Genomic DNA, 20,021 nt, shown 5'->3' on the forward strand with positions numbered 1-20,021 from the left:
ACAGAGGATTCTGAACTATAGTATAGCAAGCTGTTGTAAAAATACTCGGCCTTCAAGGCTAATTTCTCATTTCTGCTTCATAAAAAACAAAAAGTAGTTATTTAAAGCAATGAAGGGTTATTCTAAGAAAACAAGTTTGATATACTCGCTACTTCGCCTATAGAAAACATACGTTAATTTTTGATGCTCATGATTGATTTACACTGTCATTCACATTTTTCTGATGGGAAACTTAGTCCAGAAGCCCTGATTGATAAAGCTTTAGAGTCTAATGTCCAGATTTTGGCCCTAACAGACCATGATACCGTTGCAGGGCTTAAAAGTCTGCATGAGGCCGCGTCCAACCATCCTATCCAAATTATTAATGGTATCGAATTAAGTACACGTTGGAAAAAATACGATATTCATATTATCGGTTTGAATATTGAGCCAGAGAATGAAGAACTTGTCAGGCTTATTAAACAGCAATCTGAGAGCCGCATTAATCGCGCCTTAGAAATTGCTGAGAAAATGAGGCTCTGCGGTCTTGAAAACGCCTATGAAAAGGCTTGTGAACTTGCCGGACACCGGCGTGTTGGTCGTCCTCATTTTGCCCAGGTTTTAATCAATGAAGGTTTGGCTAGTGATATGCAGTCTGCTTTTAAACGTTACTTAGCTAGGGGTAGACCTGCTTATATTCCTACACCATGGATATCTGTTCCAGAGGCTGTGCAGGGAATTATTGCAGCGGAGGGGCAGGCAGTTATTGCTCATCCTCTTAAATATAAGTTAACTCGAACCAAATTACAGACGTTGATTAGCGAATTTAAAGAGGCTGGTGGTACTGGCATGGAAGTGATTTCAGGGGAGATGACGACCACGCAAATCCAAGAGATGGTAGGGCTTTGTATGCGTTATCAATTACTCGCATCAACAGGTTCTGACTATCATGGCGATACTTTATCGCGTATCCCTCTTGGAAGACAGCAGCAACTACCGTTAAACTGTATGCCAGTATGGCAACAATGGATCAGATAACAGGGGACTTTAATGGGTCAGTTTTTTGCAATTCATCCTGATAATCCGCAGTCACGCTTGCTTCGACAAGCAGCAGCTATCATTGAAGATGGCGGCGTTATTGTTTACCCAACAGACTCAGGCTATGCATTAGGCTGTCAATTAGGTAATAAGGCTGCTTTGGAGCGCATTCGACGGTTAAGGCATTTAGATAAAAACCACAATATGACCCTAGTTTGCCGCGATTTATCCCAATTAGGTACCTATGCAAAAGTATCTAACGCAATTTTCAGGTTACTGAAAGCCTTTACTCCAGGTTCATACACCTTCATTTTGAATGCAACTCATGAGGTGCCTCGCTTGATGTTACATCCCAAGCGTAAAACCTTGGGTTTGCGTGTGCCTGAAAATAACATTACCTTATCATTGCTTGATTGCCTTGAAACACCATTGATGAGTACAACCCTGATTTTACCGGGCGCCTCAGCTCCCCTAAGTGAGCCAGAAGCGATTAAAGATTTGCTGGGCAATCAAATTGATTTAATTATCGACGGCGGAAATTGTGGCCATGAACCCACTACAGTGATCGATCTGACTGGTGATTACCCCGTTATTGTGAGAGAAGGCAAGGGCGATCCTGAGCCTTTTCGCTAATATAGAAAATGTAGCCTGGATGTAGCAAAGCGAAATCCGAAAGGTCGGACCACTGTTCCCGGATTTCGCTTCGTTACATCTAGGGTACGGTATTGCTCGTACTGCCATTGAGTTAAGGGTGCTACATCAAAACCGTTCGGGCTGAGGAGGCCTTTAGGCTGTCTCGAAGCCTTGCAGAGTGTGACGCTTCGAGGGCTGTGTATGCGCCAAACCTCTCAAAGAACGGTGTCTGAGGGATCGTGCTAGAGCGGATGGGGGGCTTCTGATTCGAAGTTCTTTCCTGATATTTGCCCCAAAGGGGCTGAGTTGCTCAGCGCGAACGGTTATAAAACCCCGTAACTTAATAACAGTAGGTATTGCTCGGTCTAAGTGAGCCATAAAATAGTTATAAATTAAGATTAAGGATTTAGATGTCAGCTTTATTTAGCGCTAACAAGCGAGTTGTGTCGGGAATGCGAGCCAGTGGCCGTTTACATCTTGGGCATTACCATGGCGTACTCAAGAATTGGCTGAAATTACAACATCAGTATGATTGTTACTTCTTTGTTGCTGATTGGCATGGCTTAACCACACGTTATGATGAACCTGGTTTCATTGAAACAATTCTCTGGGATATGGTCGTTGATTGGCTTGCCTGTGGTCTTAATCCAAGTTTGTCCAAAGTTTTCATTCAATCCTGGGTGCCAGAGCATGCTGAATTGCATCTGCTTTTATCAATGATTACGCCAATAGGCTGGCTTGAGAGGGTGCCAACCTATAAAGATCAATTGGCTAAGCTGCATCATAAAGATCTGACAACCTATGGTTTCTTAGGTTATCCCGTATTGCAAAGTGCGGATGTTCTTCTCTATCAGGCGGACTATGTGCCTGTAGGCGAGGATCAGGTTGCCCATATTGAATTAACCCGAGAAATAGCACGACGCTTTAACTATCTTTATGGTCGTGAACCTAATTTTGAAGCCTTAGCAGCTGAAGCTATCAAGAAAATGGGTAAAAAGAATGGTCAGCTTTACTCTGAACTGCGTAAGGAGTTCCAGCAAGATGGCTCACATGAATCATTGAACACTGCGCGGGCTTTGATTGAGAACCAAAATAACCTATCCATTGGTGATAAAGAACGTCTGCTCGGCTATTTGGATGGCTCAGGAAAGATAATCCTAACAGAGCCACAGCCTATGTTGACTGAAACCTCTAAAATGCCTGGTATAGATGGGCAAAAAATGTCTAAGTCTTACAATAATTTCATCAGTCTACGTGAAGAACCAGCCCAGGTTGAAAAGAAAATCCTAACGATGCCAACGGATCCTGCGCGTGTAAAACGTACCGATCCAGGAGATCCGGATAAATGCCCGGTTTGGCAATTACATAAAGTCTATTCTTCCTCCGAGGTAAAAGATTGGGTACAAACAGGCTGTACTACAGCGGGTATTGGTTGTATTGATTGTAAACGACCGGTCGTTGATGCCATTAAGCAAGAGCTTGCGCCAATACAGACTGCAATTAATGATTATGAAGCTGATCTAGGTTCGGTCAAACGTATCGTTGCTGAAGGCTCTGAAGCGGCTCGGGAAGAGGCGATTAAAAATCTGAGTACTGTCCGTGAAGTTATGGGTTTGGATTATTAATGAATACCGAACTATCAGCACCACAGTTATCCGTGTTAGCCGTTGTCTCAGGACAACCGCTAACCGAGATGCCCGCTGATCTGTTTATTCCGCCTGATGCTCTTGAAGTACTTTTGGATTCCTTTTCAGGACCGCTTGACTTACTGCTTTACCTGATTCGCCGTCAAAATATCGATATTTTAGATATTCCAATTGCTCATATTACTGCGCAATACATGCAGTATATTCAGCTTATGGAGGAGAATCGCTTGGAACTGGCTGCCGACTATTTAGTAATGGCAGCAATGCTTGCGGAAATAAAGTCACGCCTGCTTCTACCACCAAGCCCTAGCCAGCAAGACGATATTGAAGACGATCCGCGCATGGAATTAGTAAGAAAATTACAAGCCTATGAGCAAATGAAAAATGCAGCGCAGATGATTGAAGAATTACCGCGCTGCGATAGAGATTTTTTCCGTTTCTCTATTACCTGTGAAAAACTAGAGCGTGCAATTATTCATCCAGATGTTGAATTAGCTAATTTAACCGAGGTAATGCGTGACGTACTAAAGAGACAAAGTCATCTAGTTAACCATCAAATTGCCAGAGAGCCACTTTCCGTACGTGAGCGAATGGCTACAGTTCTGGAACGTTTATCGCGAGATAGAACAATCAGTTTCACCCAGTTATTCAATCGTTCAGAGGGGCGTATGGGCTTGGCCGTTACCTTATTGGCTATTTTAGAGTTGGCAAGACAGTCCTTGCTGGTTATCACCCAAACCAGCGCTTACGCCGCCATTCATTTACAGGCGGTGCACCATGAATAATTCAGAGCTTAAGTTAGTGTTAGAGGCTTTGTTAATGAATTCAACGGATCCCTTATCCTTAGATCAGTTGGAAGCAATTTTTGAAGAATGGCAAAAACCGCAGCGTGAGCAACTACGGGCTGCTTTAAAAGAATTGGCCGAAGATTATGAGGATAGGGCTATTGAGCTGAAGCTCTTGGCTAGCGGTTATTGTATACAAACTAGGGTTAAATATAGTCCCTGGATTAGCCGCTTATATGCAGAAAGGCCTATGAAGTATTCCCGAGCTTTGTTAGAAACTCTGGCGATTATTGCCTACCAGCAACCAGTAACCCGTGCTGATATTGAAGATATTCGTGGTGTTGCGGTATCTAGTTCTATTTTAAAAACCTTGGTTGAACGTGAGTGGGTTAGGATTGCTGGCCATCGTGATATCCCAGGGAAACCGGCGGTTTATGTAACAACTAAAACCTTTCTTGATTATTTTAATCTGACAAGTATTAATGATTTGCCTGCTCTACAGCCGATAAAAGAATTTATAGCTGTAGCAGCAGAGCAACCAGAAGAAGAGTGTGTTGAATAATGAGTAGCGAACGATTACAAAAAATATTAAGCCAGGCTGGCTTAGGCTCAAGGCGCGAGATAGAGCGTTGGATTGAGCAAGGCTTAGTCGCTGTAAATGGCAAGGTAGCTAAGTTAGGGGATGGAGCAAGCGCTGAGGATAAAATATCAGTTAATGGCCGTCTCATTGCCAATCCGCTTAAGACGCAGGCTAAGACTCGTATACTGGTTTATCATAAGCCAGTAGGTGAAATTTCCAGCCGCAATGATCCCAAACATTCCCGCACAGTCTTTGACAAGCTCCCCCCCTTAAAACAGGGGCGCTGGGTACAAGTTGGCCGTCTAGATATTAATACTTCCGGGCTTTTGATTTTCACTAACGATGGTGAGCTAGCTAATCGCCTGATGCATCCCAAATTCGCCCTTGAAAGGGAATATGCCGTACGAGTTCGTGGTCAAGTCAGTCAGGAAGCTCTCAATGCGATGCTGAAAGGGGTTGAATTAGATGATGGCAAAGCCCAGTTTAAACGTATTGAATTCCGTGGAGGGGAGGGAACCAATGCTTGGTATCATGTTGTCTTGACTGAGGGGCGCAATCGCGAAGTACGGCGCTTATGGCAGTCTCAAGGTGTTGAAGTCAGTCGGCTTATTCGTATCCGCTACGGCAAGCTAACTATGCCTCGCTCGCTTGCTCGGGGAAATTATAAGGAATTAGTCCCGAAAGAGGTTGAAGGTTTTTTGTCGAGTCTTAAATGAGTTTTTCTCTCGAGATGGGCCAAAATTGGACTTTCCTGAGTACGGAGTGAGCTATTACATTGGCACTGAGCTTAGCTAGGAATAGGTTCCTGCCTTCGCGGGAATGACACAAAAGAACAGAAAGAACTTAGAGGAACATATTTTCTGTTTAAAAAAATGTCGGGGTGACTCAGAGCAAAGCGGTAATAGGTCACCCTCGTTATCCAAATATCGCCCGTCATCCCGAATATAGTGAGGGATCTCCGGGATTAGCACAGTGCCACACTCAGGAGATGTCTCTCTACGTTCGACATGACGTATGTATTTGGGAGCACCCCAGCCCCTTAGGGGCAATGGCCTCGTCATCCCGAACATAGTGAGGGTTCTCCGGGATTAGCACAGTGCCACACTCAGGAGATGTCTCTCTACGCTCGACATGACGTATGTATTTGGGAGCACCCCAGCCCCTTAGGGGCAATGGCCTCGTCATCCCGAACATAGTGAGGGATCTCCGGGATTAGCACAGTGCCACACTCAGGAGATGTCTCTCTACGCTCGACATGACGTACGTATTTGGGAGCACCCCAGCCCCTTAGGGGCAATGGCCTCGTCATCCCGAACATAGTGAGGGATCTCCGGGATTAACACAGTGCCACACTCAGGAGATGTCTCTCTACGCTCGACATGACGTACGTATTTGTAATAGGCTACTTTCTTCTAATTAATCGAAAGCCCAGTTAACTCCTCAGTATCATAAATAATGGCCGAGTAGTTTAGCAGTGCATCTTCATTATAAGTTACTTCAAAGGCTTGATTGGTTTGCGGATGTAAAGTTTCAACTTTAAAATAAACAGCCTTAACTCTATTGCTATTACCTCTATAAATATCAGCTTGCTCTCCACTAATTGAAAAACTAGCAAGAAACATATCACGCAACTGTTCGTCGCCGAATTCAATCGCTATCTGAGGTAAGGGCTGAAACTGAGCACTTGAATTTTGCTTAGCGATATAGACTCCAGTACTGCCAATTCCATTAGAGGCTTTCAAACGGAGGGTTGTTTGGTCTTCATTGCTTTTTTCAGCCAGACTATCGTTGGTAATAGCTAGGCCAAGAAATTGAGCAAAACTTATAAAGGTAGTATGCCAGTGATCCCGGCTAGCCTGATTAGGGAAAATAATATCGATTTCAGGCATACCAGTTAGGTTGGAGGTTGTAATAATCAGGCATTGCTTAGCTAAGGGTGCTTCATTGACAACGATAGGCTCAGAAGGAACAACGATAGGTTCTGGAGCTACTAAGATAGGAGCAAGAGGAGCTACAAGTTCGATGACTTCATCGGCGCGGTTATATTCGAATCTTGATTCCTGTCTTGATACTGGAATATCACTATAGTCTTGAATTTGCCCTTGAATAATGACACCAGAAACCGTGTCGATTTTTAAGAAAGAACCTTTTTGGGTAAATATTTTATTAGAACTGTCAAAATAAATGGCATTTTGCTGAGTTGCCGTAGCAAAGGTGGAAAATAGTTGGTCACCATAGCTTGTTATAGACTCTCCATTTAACAAAAGCATAGTTTCATTCGCTTGTAATCCTAGTAACTTTAACAGAGTATCTCTGTTTTCTTGGCTACCACAGTTAATGGCAAATTCACCATTTGCTGCCATATAGGAAGGCATATAGATATGACGAGGATATGACTGATAGCAGACTGGTGTTAGTCCCTTAGGATTGTTTTTATATTGCTCTCCTTTTCTGAATGCTTCAGGAATAGTTTCCTGTTTCATCTGACCCATGAAGGCATTACGAGCTTCTTCTGATGGAAATCGGATGGCTAATTCACCATTTTTGGCGCGATAAAGGATTATCCTGGAGTTCTCAGAAGCTAAGATTACCTTGTCATTTTTAGTGAGATATTCACGGCTCCATTGCTGACCAAAAAGTATCGTGCCAAGGGTATCTATATCTTTAAACAAGTCAGCTTCATTGATGGTAAACAGCTGACTAGCTAAACTCTGTAAAGACAGTTTATGGAGATCAAAAAATTCTTGTATCCTTTCTTTTGGATAGTACTTACCGCTTCTTGCATTGAAGCCTTGACCCTTTACAAGGGCATTAATTGCCATAGCAACATCTGTGGCATTTATGACCTCTTGTGTATCCACATCGCCATCAAGCATCACAATATCGCCGACTATATTAAGAGCGATTTCCTCTAGAATTCTCTTTTTATCATCATTTAAAAGGTTATTTACATTATGAGCAATATCCACTGTATCCTCCGAGTAGGTTCTAAAGTCACACAGATTATTTATTGATTATTAACAAAATTTAAACAGAACTACGCAAAACTATACACCTATAGCATGGTCTAAGGGCTGAGGAGGCCTTTAGGCCGTCACGAAACCTTGCACTCTGTGACGCTTCGAGACCTGTGTTTGCGCACATACCTCTCAAAGAACGGTTTTCATTATTTCCTTCACTTAAGCGTGGAGAAAAGGTGTCCGAACGGCGGAAGGGGCTTCTGATTCGAAGTTCTTTTCTGATATTAGCCCGAGTTGCTCAGAACGAATGGGCAGTGACCTATTAGCAAAGCTCTTATTGAGGGCTGGTCAGCTCATTCTTGTCAGCTGGAGTCAAATCATCGAGTTGTTTGGGAGAAATTTTAGCAGTGGCTGCTAATTTATCGGCTGTAACCATAGCGGCAGACCTAAAGAAGGTATGATGGCTATTAGCTGCTCGATGCAGTCTATCTGTAAGCTCTCCCTCACCTATTAACGCACGAACAATCTGCTCCAATCCATTTAGCAGGTCTGTTATTCTAGGGTTCTGTTTGAATTGTGGGCGTGCTTCGGCTATAGCGGTTGCACAAGATGTTTTGAAAACTTTTTCTCCTTCTGCTCCTTTTTCTAAAAAACTTTCAAAACTAGTTTTCAATGTTTCGTGTAATTTTGTTGTTGCCTCAGCCGATTGCTTATAATGAGGAAATTTTTCTGCTAATTGTTGTAAATGCTTTGCCTCATCATTTAAGGAATCAAGTTGCTTGCTGAATTGAGAAATAAATTTCGCATCCAATTTAAAATTTTTATCGTTCTTTCGCTCATCTGCAATACAGCGCTCAGCTTGCTTGTCTTCATAAACTGCAAGGTGCGCTGTTAAAAAGCGCGCTATGATTTTGTCTTTCTTTAAAAATTCGGGGAAAGCTGCAAGATCTATATTACCGTTACTTCCTTGACGAATTTTATCAAGATGTTTTGTCCTTATGGCTTGTAAATCATCTGACGCATATTGCCATGCTTTTATATTTTGAAAAATTGCTGCACCGACAACATCTTGGTCATTTTTTAAATAAGGAGGGGCATATTCAAGAAGCATTCCATCTTCAGCAACCATCTTTAAAAAAATCTTTTTCTCCTGCTGAAATTTGTCTGCACCGTATTTAAAAGCCTCGCGATTCTGATTAGTTGCTATGGTAAAAATCTCTTTATCTTGCTTGTATTGCTCAGGAGCAAATTGCAAGTTCATACCATCTATTGCAACTTGTCTAAGAACAAAGGCTCTATCTTGGCGTAAGTGATCTAAACATCGGTTAAGGAAGCCTACAACACTGTCAGGTGTTAATGAGGGTTCATCTTTTAGCATAGTGAGAACAAATTCACTGTCCATCCCTATGTCAGCCCCGTGAGTTAATCCTACAAATATTGTACGTAACCTTGCTAATTCTCTTATTTTAGAGTGTTTATCGGAAAGCTGATCTGTTGTAACTTCTTTTTCCGTTACCTTCTTTCCCCAGTCCTTAAAAACATCTTCCCATTCCTTAAAAACATTAGTTAAACGCATTAGGTAGAAGGCTGGTCCGGTAGTTGAGGAGCCGATTTTTTTCGAATCCGTTTGGTCTAATCCTAATTTAGGAATAACTTTAAACACATTGTCGTAAAAAGGGCGAAAATTGTAGACTTCAGCAACCAATGACTTAAATTCATCCGATTCAACTAGGTTTGTAAGAAGGTTAATTTCTTCCTGTTCATTATTAGTAGAAGCTTGTTTTAGTGTGTCTAAGAAAGTCTTAGCTCTCGAGCTGATACGCTCAAAGCAAGTTATAGCGCTTTTAATCAATTTTTTATCATCAGCACTTAGAGTGGGCGTCTCCAAAGCAGCAGTTAACATAACAGCGGCACCTAAAACAGTGACTAAATCTTGGGTTGCTTGTTTAACCAGATCAAACTGTTTTTTTCCTGGCATTTCAAATTTACTTTGCGCCATGATAATTCTCCTATCATTCAGATATTTATTACCAGCATTAGGGCTTAGAGCTATTATTGAGCACAACAGGTTAACAAGTGATTAATGCAGTATGAATAAAAGTTTGAGCCTATTCCTATTTCGAATAAGAAGGCCATAAGAGGTCTGAGGAGTTGATTAGAGCAGCCACTCCTTATTGTTAGCAATTTGTTCTAGAATTATCTTTTTATCATTATTTAAAAGACTGTTTACATTATGTGCAATATCCACTCTATTCTCCTACTAAGGTCTAAGGCGATACAGTGTATTCATTCTTTCTTAACAAAATTTAAATGGGTTACGCAAAATCTGCAACTATAGGGAAACAAGATTTGAGTTTGCTATGAAATTACTAATTATGATTAAATTCACCTCAATATTTTTTGAGGGATTAAATAATGTGGTATGCAAAAGTTGTCCGGCTATTACTCAGCAAAATTAATCAAAATGAAAGTGAGCAAGCTCATGATTTTTATAAAACATTTTTCGCGCAAATCAAAGAGTTACTGTTTAACACAGAGGGTGAGTCTGAATCTGAATTAGCTTTAGGAACCCTTGAAAAACTTTTTAGCAAATTTGCTGGCCGGAACGATAATTCGGTTAGCCTGCAGGAGTTTTCAAGATATTTACTAGGGTTGACCCTGTGTTATGTCAAATTTGATAGTGACGGAGAAATTTATAATAAGGATTTTTCGGTTTTACTCGACAATAATACGTTGCTGAGCGCCTTGGGCTTGCAAGAAACTATCACAGGTTATACAGAAGACCTCGCAAATAATAGGTGTGAATATAAAACACATAAAGGCGCTGAGAACCAAAAACCCCCAATCCCAATACAAGCACAGGTTTTAGCACTTAATGATCTTGAATTAATGGTTCTTAGGGATTTGCAGTTTGATACCCGAATTGATTTCGACAAACTAGTTACAGTCTTCGATCAGGTAGAGTCATGGCCTGTAATGAGTTCCTTTTTTGCTGAGGCAGCACGTTATATTGAGATTAAATCTAGATTTACAGGGTTTATAAGCATTGTTTATCAGCGTAGCGGTGAGAAACGAGATATGCGGGCTGATCTAGAGCTCCATGAAAGTCACTTCTTTGTGAATATGATGGATTTTAAGACGCTTATAACTGAGTATGAGCCTAATGAACAAATTGTTCTGCAGATGAATAGATTTGCAGTGGCGCTAATAATCGCAAATTATGCTTATTTAATTCAGCCAAATTGCCACAGTTATTGGCGATTTAAAACAACAGCAATTGAAGCTGTTTCCGAACTGCCTGAAGACTTTAGAAATGACCCCAGATTACGAAGCGCCATCAATAAAATAATTTTTTCGGTGCTGAGTATTGGGCAGTTTCAGCCAATGCTAAAGAAAGATAAGAATCCTCTCACTGAAGTGGAGAGTAATTTTATTTTGCAACTGAATAAGTTTAACAAGCATTTTCATGAAAGCTCTGAAGAATACCAGCAATATGTAGATAATCTTTATGTCTATTTATCAGAAAGTTTTATTTATTTCCTTCGTGATAAAACAGCAGTTAACTATTTTGTCTTCAGATCTAGTGCAATTGCTGCCATTAGGCGAGTAAGTCAGCTTGTTAATAACCCTTCAGATAGAAAACTTATGGAACAGTTGGAATTTTCATTGCTTGGTCTAGAGATGAGATATCATCTTTTAACTAGAAAATGCCAATCACTAGCCGAACAAGAATTTGTAAAATTTTTATGGACGCTATCGAGGAAGATTGCAGAGGTAAAATTGGCTCAGATTCAAGAAGGTGTGTATCTAAGTTCTAATTTAGGTGTCCTAGAAGACTTTGTCTCCGAACTTGTGCAATGCTCAGATGAATATATTTCCAACAAGCGCTCCTTTAGTCTCTTTAAAGAATTTACTGGTGAAATTGCTGAAAAGATACAATTGGCTAAACCTGGGTTAATAGCAGATTGGTCTAATGATATTTCTATCTTGGAACGGTTAACGGTAAATTTAAAAATGAGCTGGATAGCTAAGCCAGAGGCTTCTGATTCGCAAACAACTAGCGAGATTGTTGTCTCAGAAGAAGAGAGAGATTTTCTAATATTGTTAGATGAACTTATAACAACTAGTGCAGACTATATTAGTCAGGAAATTGTAGATGAAAATTGTAACCCTGAAGCTGGGCTTATAGATGCCCTGGTAACACAACTTGATACGACTACTTCGACTTATTTGCAATACAAAACCGCGGCAAACTTTAGGGTCTTTAAAATGATTTTACAGGACACAATAGTTGACTATGTACAGAAGATTGGCTTTAACTTTAAGTTTCAATTAGGTGAGCTTCTAACCTCCTTAGGTGAACTAACTATGCCAGTTTCTAATTACGGAGAAGGGCAGAGGAACTCTATATTTTCCTATAAAGACTCTCAAGATAGTGATAGCGAAGAAGACTTTGAATTCGCGAATAAAGCCTTAGGATCTTTTGTTAGCTAACAGGTAATAGGTCAGCCCCCACCTTAGTATTGAATTCCCGCGGCTTGACCCATAGGTATCTACACAAGTGTCTGTAATAGATGAGCCCTGTCCCCCTAAGCCACGTCTTCTTATAAAAAGGGACAGCAACATTCGATTTTTTTTAGTGAGCCTGGCAGCAATATGAATAAAGAAAATAGCAATTTGGTGCAAAGACAGGATAGCACTGTGCAGAATCTTTGTTAGGCTGATAGAAGATAGCCTGCTGGTATAGCCTGTGCTATCCTTCCTGCCACAATTGGCGGGTTAAGAGCATTTGTCATTCCCGCGAAGGCGGGAATCTATCCCCATATTGGTACTGTGTTTAGTTGAAAATAGGTTTCCGCCTTCGCGGGAATCCGGTGATAGTTTATTTCCTTTTCAGACCCTGATTTAAGAGATTAATTTAATGAGTAGAAGACGCCAACGCCCCCCGACAACCATAGAAACCGCTGATATTGAAAAATTCAGCCATGATGGGCGAGGTATCGCAAGAATTGGTGGTAAGACAACCTTTATCCAAGGCGCATTACCAGGAGAAAAGGTATCGTTTCGCTACACCTCTGTTAAGAGCGATTACGATGAAGGGCGGATGACAGACATAATTTCCTCCTCTCCTTTAAGGGTTGAGCCTCATTGCCCTCATTACAGTTTATGTGGCGGCTGCTCCTTGCAACATCTTGACGAACAAGCACAAATCCATGAGAAGCAGGCTTTACTGCTGGATTTGCTGCGGCGTGTTGGCCACTGTGAACCTGAAACCGTTCTTGAACCACTCAAAGCAAACTCCTGGCATTATCGTAACAAAGCGCGTTTAAGTGCACGCTATGTTGCTAAGAAAGGCTCTTCCTTAGTTGGTTTTAGAGAGAGAAACAATCCTCGCTATATTGCTGAAATTAGCCAATGCCCTGTATTAAATGAACGAATTGATAAGCAAATACCTGCGATGCGCGCTCTCTTAGATTCTCTCGATAATCCAGCTTCGATAGCTCAGATTGAGGTGGCTGCTGGTGATGAGGATATTGCCTTAATATTTCGTAACCTTGAGGCCTTAAGTACGCAGGATGAGCAAAAACTTCGTGACTTCGGAGCTCAAACCCAATTCCGTCTTTTCCTGCAACCAGCGGGGCCAGCTAGTGTTCATTTATTTTATCCTGAAGGGGAAAGCGAGTTTTTAAGTTATGCCTTGCCTCAGGAAAATATCCACTTTCAATTTCACCCCAATGATTTTACTCAGGTTAATGCTGGACTAAATCGTTTAATGGTTGCTCGCGCCGTTGAATTACTGGCCTTAAACCAAGACGATGTTGTGCTCGATCTCTTTTGTGGTCTAGGAAATTTCTCACTGCCACTGGCGAAACACTGTACTAAAGTGATTGGAATTGAAGGCAGTCAAATGATGGTTGGCAGAGCGCAAATGAACGCTGAGGCCAATGGTTTAAACAATACGGAATTTTTTTGTGCTGATTTAGAACAAATTGATGCTTTAGCGATGATTTTAAACCAGCGATTTACTAAACTCTTAATAGATCCACCACGGTCTGGGGCGCTGGAAATCGTGAAGCAAATCGAGAAGCTTAATCCTGAACGATTGGTTTATGTGTCCTGTAATCCTGCAACCTTGGCAAGAGATAGTGATATTTTAGTCAATCATAAAGGATATCGATTGCGAGCGGCAGGTGTTATGGATATGTTCCCGCATACAGCACATGTTGAATCCATCGCTTTATTTGAAAAAGGATAATTCTAATGGTCAAAGTGAAAGAGAGTACTCCCTGGTTAACCGATGTAGGTATAGATGTTGAGCAATGGTTACACCAACTAGGAGCAAAGGGGTATTTTCAAGATCTGGATCTAATTCGCAATGCCTGCACACTAAGCCAATTAGCAGGCCATGATCATGCCACCGAAACAGGGATTTCCTGTTTGCAGCAGGGCTTGGCTATGGCTGATCTCTTAGCTGATCTAGAAGTCGATCAGGAAACTCTGACTGCTGCGATTATTTTTGAAAATGTCCATTATGCCGAATTATCGTTGGATGATGTTGAAGAACAGCTAGGCCCTCATATTGCTAAGCTAGTCAAGGGCATTGAGAAAATGAGCGCCATGCATAATTTGCAGGCTCTGAATCGTTATCCGCAAAATAAACACCAAATTGATAATGTCCGTAAGATGCTGCTTGCTATGGTTGATGATGCTAGGGTGGTGCTTATTAAATTGGCTGAACGCCTTTGTGTCTTACGCGCAAGCTCAGAATTACCAGAGGCGATGCGTAAACAAATAGCGACTGAAGCAATGGAAATTTATGCGCCCTTAGCAAACCGTTTAGGTATTGGTGCGATTAAATGGGAAATGGAAGATTTAGCCTTCCGTCATTTACATCCAGAGGATTACAAATCAATTGCCAAAGGCTTGAAAGCAAAACGCCTTGAACGGGACCGCTACGTTGATCTGATTGTTGAAGAGCTCAATAAGCAAATAACTGAAGTAGGTGCACATCATTTTGCTGTTTATGGTCGCTCCAAGCATATCCATAGTATTTACCGCAAGATGAAGCGAAAAAATGTGTCCTTGGATGAAATCTATGATGCCACTGCAGTGCGAGTTTTAGTGGATACCAAGGATCAATGCTACGAGGTCTTGGGTATAGTCCATTCACTATGGAAACAGATTTCTGCTGAATATGATGATTATATTACCAATCCCAAACCGAATGGCTATCAATCGCTACACACCGCGGTGGAAGGACCAGAAGGGCGGGTTTTTGAAGTACAGATTCGCACCTTTCAAATGCATGATTTGGCTGAAATGGGTGTGGCCGCGCATTGGAAATACAAAGAGGGCGCAGTGCAACACAAGGAAAGTCACGAGCGCAAAATTGAATGGCTTCGTGATGTATTGGCCTGGCATAAAGAAATGGCAACATCGCGAGGTGTGTCAGAGGCAGTTGAAACAGAGTTCCTTGAAGACAGGGTCTATGTCTTCACTCCTGACGGTGATGTACTTGACTTACCCCAGGGAGTAACACCCTTAGATTTTGCCTATCACGTTCACAGTCAAATTGGCCATCGTTGCCGCGGAGCCAAGGTCAATGGCTCGATTGTTCCGCTGACTTATCAGTTGAAAACCGGCGATAAGGTTGAAGTCTTAACCGGCAAAGAGCTGCGCCCATCCAGAGACTGGATTAATCCTCATCTTAATTATTTAAAGACATCAAGGGCAAAAGCCAAGGTTCTACATTGGTTTAAAATGCAGGATTATGATGAGCATCGAGCTCAGGGGCACGAAATTCTTGACAGAGAGCTAAAGAATTTAGGGATTAAAACCGATCGCCTTCATGATGTAGTGACCTCATTTAATTTTAAACGTCTCGATGATTTACTGGCTGCCTTAGGCAGGGGTGATATCAAGCTAGGACAGATTTTAAACCGCTTGTCGCCGGCTGAAGTGGAAGAACAACAGGTGATACACAACCTTGTGAAACCACACGCCAAGCCAGAAGTCCGTGGTAGTGATTTACGCATTGAAGGTGTTGGTAACCTACTTACTAGCATGGCGCGTTGCTGCCAACCGGTTCCTGGCGATGAAGTTGTTGGCTATATTACTATAGGAAGAGGCGTTTCAGTTCATCGTACGGATTGTCCGAATATAATCCATGCTAGTGAAAGACAGAAGCAACGGTTTTTACAAGTCAGCTGGGGTAGCTCAACGAGGGATCATTATGTCGTTGATGTGCTAATTAAAGCCTTTGACCGCTCCGGTTTACTTAGAGATGTAACCTCTTTACTCGCTAATGAAAAAGCCCATGTTTATGCGCTGCAAACGCAAACGAATAAACAGGAAAATTCTGCCTTTATTACGTTGACAGTAGAGATTGATGGTTTGAATAGTCTTTCGCGCTTGTTGAGCAAGTTGGAACAAATTCCTAATGTGCTTGAGGCAAGGCGACAGGTTTAAAACAAACAAATGAGCCCCTCATCCGGCGCTACGCGCCACCTTTTCCCGGTGGGGCGGATGAGGGTAGTAATGTGCTATATTTAAACAAGGCTTCGCACAAGGGACTGTAAGGGAAATGAACGTCACAGAAAAGATAATTAAAGCACATCTTATTTCAGGCGAAATGATCCCCGGTAAAGAAATCGCTTTAAAGGTGGACCAAACTCTCTGCCAAGACGCTACCGGTACCTTAGTAATGTTAGAACTAGAGGCTATGGGTTTGGAGCAAACGCAGGCTGAAATTTCAGTGCAATATGTCGATCACAATCTGATTCAAGAAGACAATAAAAATCCAGATGATCATCTCTTCTTAGCCAGCGCCGCTAAACGTTATGGCATCTATTTTAGCCGACCAGGAAATGGTATTAGTCACGCAGTTCACATGCAAAACTTTGGCAAACCAGGCAAGACCATGGCTGGTTCTGATAGCCATACCTGTGCCGCAGGTGGCTTAGGAATGATCGCTATTGGTTCTGGCGGCTTAGAAGTGGCAATGGCCATTGCTGGCTATCCGCTTTATATAAAAATGCCTAAGGTCTTGGGTGTTAAGCTGACTGGAGAATTGCCAGAATGGGTCAGTGCTAAGGATGTTATTCTGGAAATGCTACGGCGCTATGATGTCAAGGGCGGGGTTGGCTATATCATTGAATATTATGGCGAAGGCTTGAAAAACCTAAGCGCAATGGATCGCCATGTGATAGCTAATATGGGTGCTGAGTTAGGTGCAACAACTACAGTTTTTCCCTCCGATGACATTAGCTTCGAATTTTTAAAAAGCCAGGGTAGGGAAAATGATTGGATAGAGCTTATCGCTGATAAAGAGGCCAAATACGATAAGTATGAAGAAATTGATTTATCAACACTTGAGCCTTTGATAGCCAAACCCACAAGTCCAGGAAATGTGGTGCCTGTTAGAGAAATCGCCGGGGAAGAAATTTACCAGGCTTATATTGGTTCATCCGCCAATCCAGGCTATCGTGATTTTGCTATTGCTGCGGCAATGGTAAAAGACCGAACGATAAAAAATAACGTATCCTTTGATATCAATCCTAGTTCAAGAACAGTCTTGGAAGAGCTGGTACGTGATGGTTATCTAGGGAGCCTAATTCATGCTGGCGCTCGCATCCACCAGGCAGGCTGTAATGGTTGTATTGGCATGGGGCAAGCTCCGGCAACGGATAAAAATAGCTTACGCACTGTGCCGCGTAATTTTCCGGGACGATCTGGAACCATCGAAGATAAGGTTTTCTTATGTAGTCCTGAAACTGCAACCGCATCAGCCTTAACCGGCGTCATTACTGATCCGCGTGCCTTAGAAATTCCTTATCCCCAAATAAGCCTCCCCAAACATCGCATATTGGATAAGGCCTGTTTTGAACCACCTATAGCCTTAAAAGAAGCGAAAAAAGTGAAACTACAAAAGGGGCCAAACATTGTCTCATTACCAAAGCTTGAACCCTTAGCCTCTCAGCTAGACTTAGAGGTTTTACTGAAGGTTGGCGATAATATTTCAACCGATGAGATTTCTCCTGCTGGTGCTAAGGTTCTGCCATATCGCTCAAATATTCCTAAAATTAGCGAATTTACCTATATCAATGTTGATCCGGACTATCACAAGCTGGCAAAAGCGTGTAAAGCAGGTCACGTCATTATTGGCGGTGAAAATTATGGCCAGGGCTCAAGTCGCGAACATGCTGCCTTAGCACCACGCTATCTTGGTTTGCAAGCAGTTATTGCCAAAAGTTTTGCGCGTATTCATTGGCAAAACCTGATCAATTTTGGCATTTTACCCCTGGTGTTTAAAAACCCTGAAGACTACGACAGGGTTAAAAAGGGCGACAAGGTAGAGATTAATAATTTACCTGCGGTCTTAGATCAGGAAGACTTGCAAATAAAAGTTGATGGTAAGCCTATTGAAGTCAAGCATAGCTTATCAAAACGACAAAAAGAGATCCTTATGCTCGGAGGCTTAATCAATTGGGCTAAAAAAGACCTGCAAAAAAATAAGCCTTAGAGCCTGTTATCACGTATTTTTTGATCAGTTTTGTATTGCGAAAGCGAATAAACAGCCCATAAGGCAGCTGGTATCCAGCCAATTAGAGTAATTTGCAAGATTAGACAAATAATGCCGGCAATTGGTCGTCCAATGGTGAAAAAAACAAAAAAGGGTATAAAAATAGCTAAAAACAGACGCATAAGGACTTCCTCGTTCGTAATATGCAGTAATTGTTAGCCTACTGAGTTGAATTCTTAAGGTCAAGTAGGGGAAAAGCCTTCGTCATTGCGAACGTAGGTCTTCGTCATCCCGAACGTAGTGAGGGATCTCCGAGATTAGCACCATGCCAAATTCAGGAGATCCTTCACGTTGTTCAGGATGACGGTACCTGGATGAATTGTGAAAATAAAAAATATACAGTAATTGTTAAGTTTCAGTTAAGCAAACTGAAGTATAATTAAGCATATAAGATATAACTATAAGTGGTGGATAATATGAAATTGTCAGAAGCAGAGATTATTCATCTTCATGAACAATATGAAAATTTGAAAGAATATTTTCCTGAGAGCAGGCGGGAGGCTTTCCTAGCGAAACGAGACGATATTATTCAGTATTGCGTTGAGAATGAAATTCGCTTATATGACATTGTTCAAATACAGCAAATGCAGGCTGTTACTCTGTTACAACAATTACTTTCCTTTTTTCTAAAACCAAATAGCAATAGTGACGAGGTAAACTTCGACAAGATGTTTTGGCCATTAGACTTTTCCGAGGCTCTTGAGCAGGTTGAAAAAGATGTGGTTAATATGCATGACGAGGCTCGACCTACGCTGGGGCAAATGTACCTTAGAAATGGTGGCTCAATTCCACTGAGTACCTTGTTGCAACAGCAGGATATGATTGATCTTTTCAATGCTGAAGACTATCGCTCTGATGATATCGTGACTACAGAACCATTTTCGCTTACAGAAATGTCACCTGAGCAATTTCTCAGAGTCAAAGCATCACTAAGCAGCGATGAAAATGTTGAAAAAGATGTCTTCCTAGCAGCTTCACATGATGGTCATTGGTTCTATTTACAGAGAAAAGATGGAGCATGGTCTGTAAAGGACTCGCAGCCATTGATCGATGGGGATGTTTTTACTCCTCGACAAGAATCGATATATGAAGAAAGCCAAAAGTTTTTAGCAAAACTTCTAGATATTCAGGATTTTAATGCCCTCGGTTTTGAAACTTCAGCGGCGCAGATTACAAATTATGATTGCGGAACTCAGGTTCTTAATGCATATAGAGAGCTTGTTGACGACAACTATGAAGCTGTAAGTCATCGTGGCGTTATGGAAGAAGTGCTTGAAATTCAGATTCCTGGCATAGACGAGATCAATATTGTTGGTGGCGATTCCCATGATTTTAATTTCGACTTTGATGAGGATGAGCCACTAGTCTTTTCTCAGGGTAGTGATGACTTTCTGTTTGATGAGGAAGCGCCACTCCTTCCTCATGATAGTGGTGAGTTTCTGTTTGATGATGAGGTTGAACCTGAACCTGTTCAAACAATCGATCCAATTAAAGCAGCTGAGGTTATAGAAACAACTGTTTCAAGTCAGGCTGACAGAGATAAGGCTGAGTTATATAGAGATAATCTCCATGAACTGGTTCATGCAGTTGTTTCAAAAGGTTTATTTGCAAAGGTTGAAAAGCCAATAGAGCTGGATAAGATTAAGTCTGCTAAAGCTGATTTTGATGAGTCTGACGAAGAATTTGCGACTCGCTTACAAGAAGCTGAGTTTCGAAATGCCGGTTTGAAGAAGTAAACAGTTAAAATAAAAATCCCCTCGCCTCTTTGGGCCGAGGGCTAGGGACACTGCTAATAAGTTAAGCCCTACACCATTGCCT

14 protein-coding genes are annotated in these 20,021 nt (G+C 41.8%); 11 read left to right on the top strand and 3 right to left on the bottom strand.

Going from position 1 to position 20,021, the window contains the following annotated elements; genetic code table 11:
* The first annotated feature begins 189 nt into the window (after positions 1–189).
* The 6 genes from BN1094_RS17055 (at position 190) to rluB (ending at position 5,377) form a co-directional block, all read left to right on the top strand.
* The gene (locus tag BN1094_RS17055) at positions 190–1,017 is read left to right on the top strand and encodes a PHP domain-containing protein (RefSeq protein ID WP_044012364.1); all 828 of its coding nucleotides are present in this window, start codon (positions 190–192) and stop codon (positions 1,015–1,017) included.
* A 12-nt stretch (positions 1,018–1,029) separates the two neighbouring features.
* The gene (locus BN1094_RS17060; RefSeq protein WP_044012366.1) at positions 1,030–1,650 is read left to right on the top strand and encodes an L-threonylcarbamoyladenylate synthase; all 621 of its coding nucleotides are present in this window, start codon (positions 1,030–1,032) and stop codon (positions 1,648–1,650) included.
* Between the two features lie 410 nt (positions 1,651–2,060).
* Positions 2,061–3,275, top strand: a complete 1,215-nt coding sequence (locus BN1094_RS17065; RefSeq protein ID WP_044012367.1) for a tryptophan--tRNA ligase — start codon at positions 2,061–2,063, stop codon at positions 3,273–3,275.
* Positions 3,275–4,081: a segregation and condensation protein A gene (locus tag BN1094_RS17070; protein WP_044012368.1), complete on the top strand. Its 807-nt coding sequence runs from the start codon at positions 3,275–3,277 to the stop codon at positions 4,079–4,081. The genes BN1094_RS17065 and BN1094_RS17070 overlap by 1 nt, the downstream gene beginning before the upstream one ends.
* A complete protein-coding gene (scpB, locus tag BN1094_RS17075) occupies positions 4,074–4,643 on the top strand; it encodes an SMC-Scp complex subunit ScpB (protein ID WP_044012371.1) in 570 nt (189 codons plus the stop codon). Before BN1094_RS17070 ends, scpB begins: the two co-directional genes overlap by 8 nt.
* Positions 4,643–5,377, top strand: coding sequence for a 23S rRNA pseudouridine(2605) synthase RluB (rluB, locus tag BN1094_RS17080; RefSeq protein ID WP_044012372.1), 735 nt, complete (start codon positions 4,643–4,645; stop codon positions 5,375–5,377). The genes scpB and rluB overlap by 1 nt, the downstream gene beginning before the upstream one ends.
* Before the next feature lie 696 nt (positions 5,378–6,073).
* Here the strand turns inward: rluB and BN1094_RS17085 are convergent.
* On the bottom strand, positions 6,074–7,630 hold the full coding sequence (locus BN1094_RS17085; RefSeq protein ID WP_044012373.1) for a hypothetical protein: 1,557 nt from the start codon (positions 7,628–7,630) through the stop codon (positions 6,074–6,076).
* 325 nt (positions 7,631–7,955) lie between these two features.
* Complete coding sequence (locus BN1094_RS17090) at positions 7,956–9,599, bottom strand: DUF4116 domain-containing protein (protein WP_218054624.1); 1,644 nt, start codon at positions 9,597–9,599, stop codon at positions 7,956–7,958.
* A gap of 437 nt (positions 9,600–10,036) precedes the next feature.
* Here BN1094_RS17090 and BN1094_RS17095 point away from each other — a divergent pair, with 437 nt between their 5' ends.
* The 4 genes from BN1094_RS17095 to BN1094_RS17110 all read left to right on the top strand — a co-directional run bounded on the left by BN1094_RS17095 (position 10,037) and on the right by BN1094_RS17110 (position 18,143).
* On the top strand, positions 10,037–12,115 hold the full coding sequence (locus tag BN1094_RS17095) for a hypothetical protein (RefSeq protein ID WP_044012378.1): 2,079 nt from the start codon (positions 10,037–10,039) through the stop codon (positions 12,113–12,115).
* Between the two features lie 427 nt (positions 12,116–12,542).
* Positions 12,543–13,877, top strand: coding sequence for a 23S rRNA (uracil(1939)-C(5))-methyltransferase RlmD (gene rlmD / locus BN1094_RS17100; RefSeq protein ID WP_044012380.1), 1,335 nt, complete (start codon positions 12,543–12,545; stop codon positions 13,875–13,877).
* Positions 13,878–13,882: 5 nt separating this feature from the next.
* Positions 13,883–16,090 (top strand): GTP diphosphokinase, encoded by a 2,208-nt coding sequence (relA, locus tag BN1094_RS17105; RefSeq protein WP_044012381.1) that lies wholly within the window; start codon positions 13,883–13,885, stop codon positions 16,088–16,090.
* 115 nt (positions 16,091–16,205) lie between these two features.
* Positions 16,206–18,143 carry an aconitate hydratase gene (locus BN1094_RS17110; RefSeq protein ID WP_044012382.1) on the top strand — a complete coding sequence of 646 codons (1,938 nt, stop codon included), beginning with the start codon at positions 16,206–16,208 and terminating at the stop codon, positions 18,141–18,143.
* Here BN1094_RS17110 and BN1094_RS17115 read toward each other — a convergent pair.
* Positions 18,140–18,325 carry a YqaE/Pmp3 family membrane protein gene (locus BN1094_RS17115; RefSeq protein WP_044012384.1) on the bottom strand — a complete coding sequence of 62 codons (186 nt, stop codon included), beginning with the start codon at positions 18,323–18,325 and terminating at the stop codon, positions 18,140–18,142. The two genes, BN1094_RS17110 and BN1094_RS17115, sit on opposite strands and share 4 nt — an antisense overlap.
* 294 nt (positions 18,326–18,619) lie before the next feature.
* Between BN1094_RS17115 and BN1094_RS17120 the strand changes: the two genes are divergently transcribed.
* The gene (locus BN1094_RS17120; RefSeq protein ID WP_044012385.1) at positions 18,620–19,939 is read left to right on the top strand and encodes a hypothetical protein; all 1,320 of its coding nucleotides are present in this window, start codon (positions 18,620–18,622) and stop codon (positions 19,937–19,939) included.
* Positions 19,940–20,021 lie beyond the last annotated feature (82 nt).

The sequence above is a fragment of the Legionella massiliensis genome, assembly GCF_000756815.1.
Lineage (GTDB): Bacteria > Pseudomonadota > Gammaproteobacteria > Legionellales > Legionellaceae > Tatlockia > Tatlockia massiliensis.

Coding starts and splice junctions, on each gene's coding strand:
- BN1094_RS17055 (WP_044012364.1), top strand. CDS start 190: ATGATTGATTTACACTGTCATTCACATTTTTCTGATGGGAAACTTAGT.
- BN1094_RS17060 (WP_044012366.1), top strand. CDS start 1,030: ATGGGTCAGTTTTTTGCAATTCATCCTGATAATCCGCAGTCACGCTTG.
- BN1094_RS17065 (WP_044012367.1), top strand. CDS start 2,061: ATGTCAGCTTTATTTAGCGCTAACAAGCGAGTTGTGTCGGGAATGCGA.
- BN1094_RS17070 (WP_044012368.1), top strand. CDS start 3,275: ATGAATACCGAACTATCAGCACCACAGTTATCCGTGTTAGCCGTTGTC.
- scpB (WP_044012371.1), top strand. CDS start 4,074: ATGAATAATTCAGAGCTTAAGTTAGTGTTAGAGGCTTTGTTAATGAAT.
- rluB (WP_044012372.1), top strand. CDS start 4,643: ATGAGTAGCGAACGATTACAAAAAATATTAAGCCAGGCTGGCTTAGGC.
- BN1094_RS17090 (WP_218054624.1), bottom strand. CDS start 9,599: ATGCCAGGAAAAAAACAGTTTGATCTGGTTAAACAAGCAACCCAAGAT.
- BN1094_RS17095 (WP_044012378.1), top strand. CDS start 10,037: ATGTGGTATGCAAAAGTTGTCCGGCTATTACTCAGCAAAATTAATCAA.
- rlmD (WP_044012380.1), top strand. CDS start 12,543: ATGAGTAGAAGACGCCAACGCCCCCCGACAACCATAGAAACCGCTGAT.
- relA (WP_044012381.1), top strand. CDS start 13,883: ATGGTCAAAGTGAAAGAGAGTACTCCCTGGTTAACCGATGTAGGTATA.
- BN1094_RS17110 (WP_044012382.1), top strand. CDS start 16,206: ATGAACGTCACAGAAAAGATAATTAAAGCACATCTTATTTCAGGCGAA.
- BN1094_RS17115 (WP_044012384.1), bottom strand. CDS start 18,325: ATGCGTCTGTTTTTAGCTATTTTTATACCCTTTTTTGTTTTTTTCACC.
- BN1094_RS17120 (WP_044012385.1), top strand. CDS start 18,620: ATGAAATTGTCAGAAGCAGAGATTATTCATCTTCATGAACAATATGAA.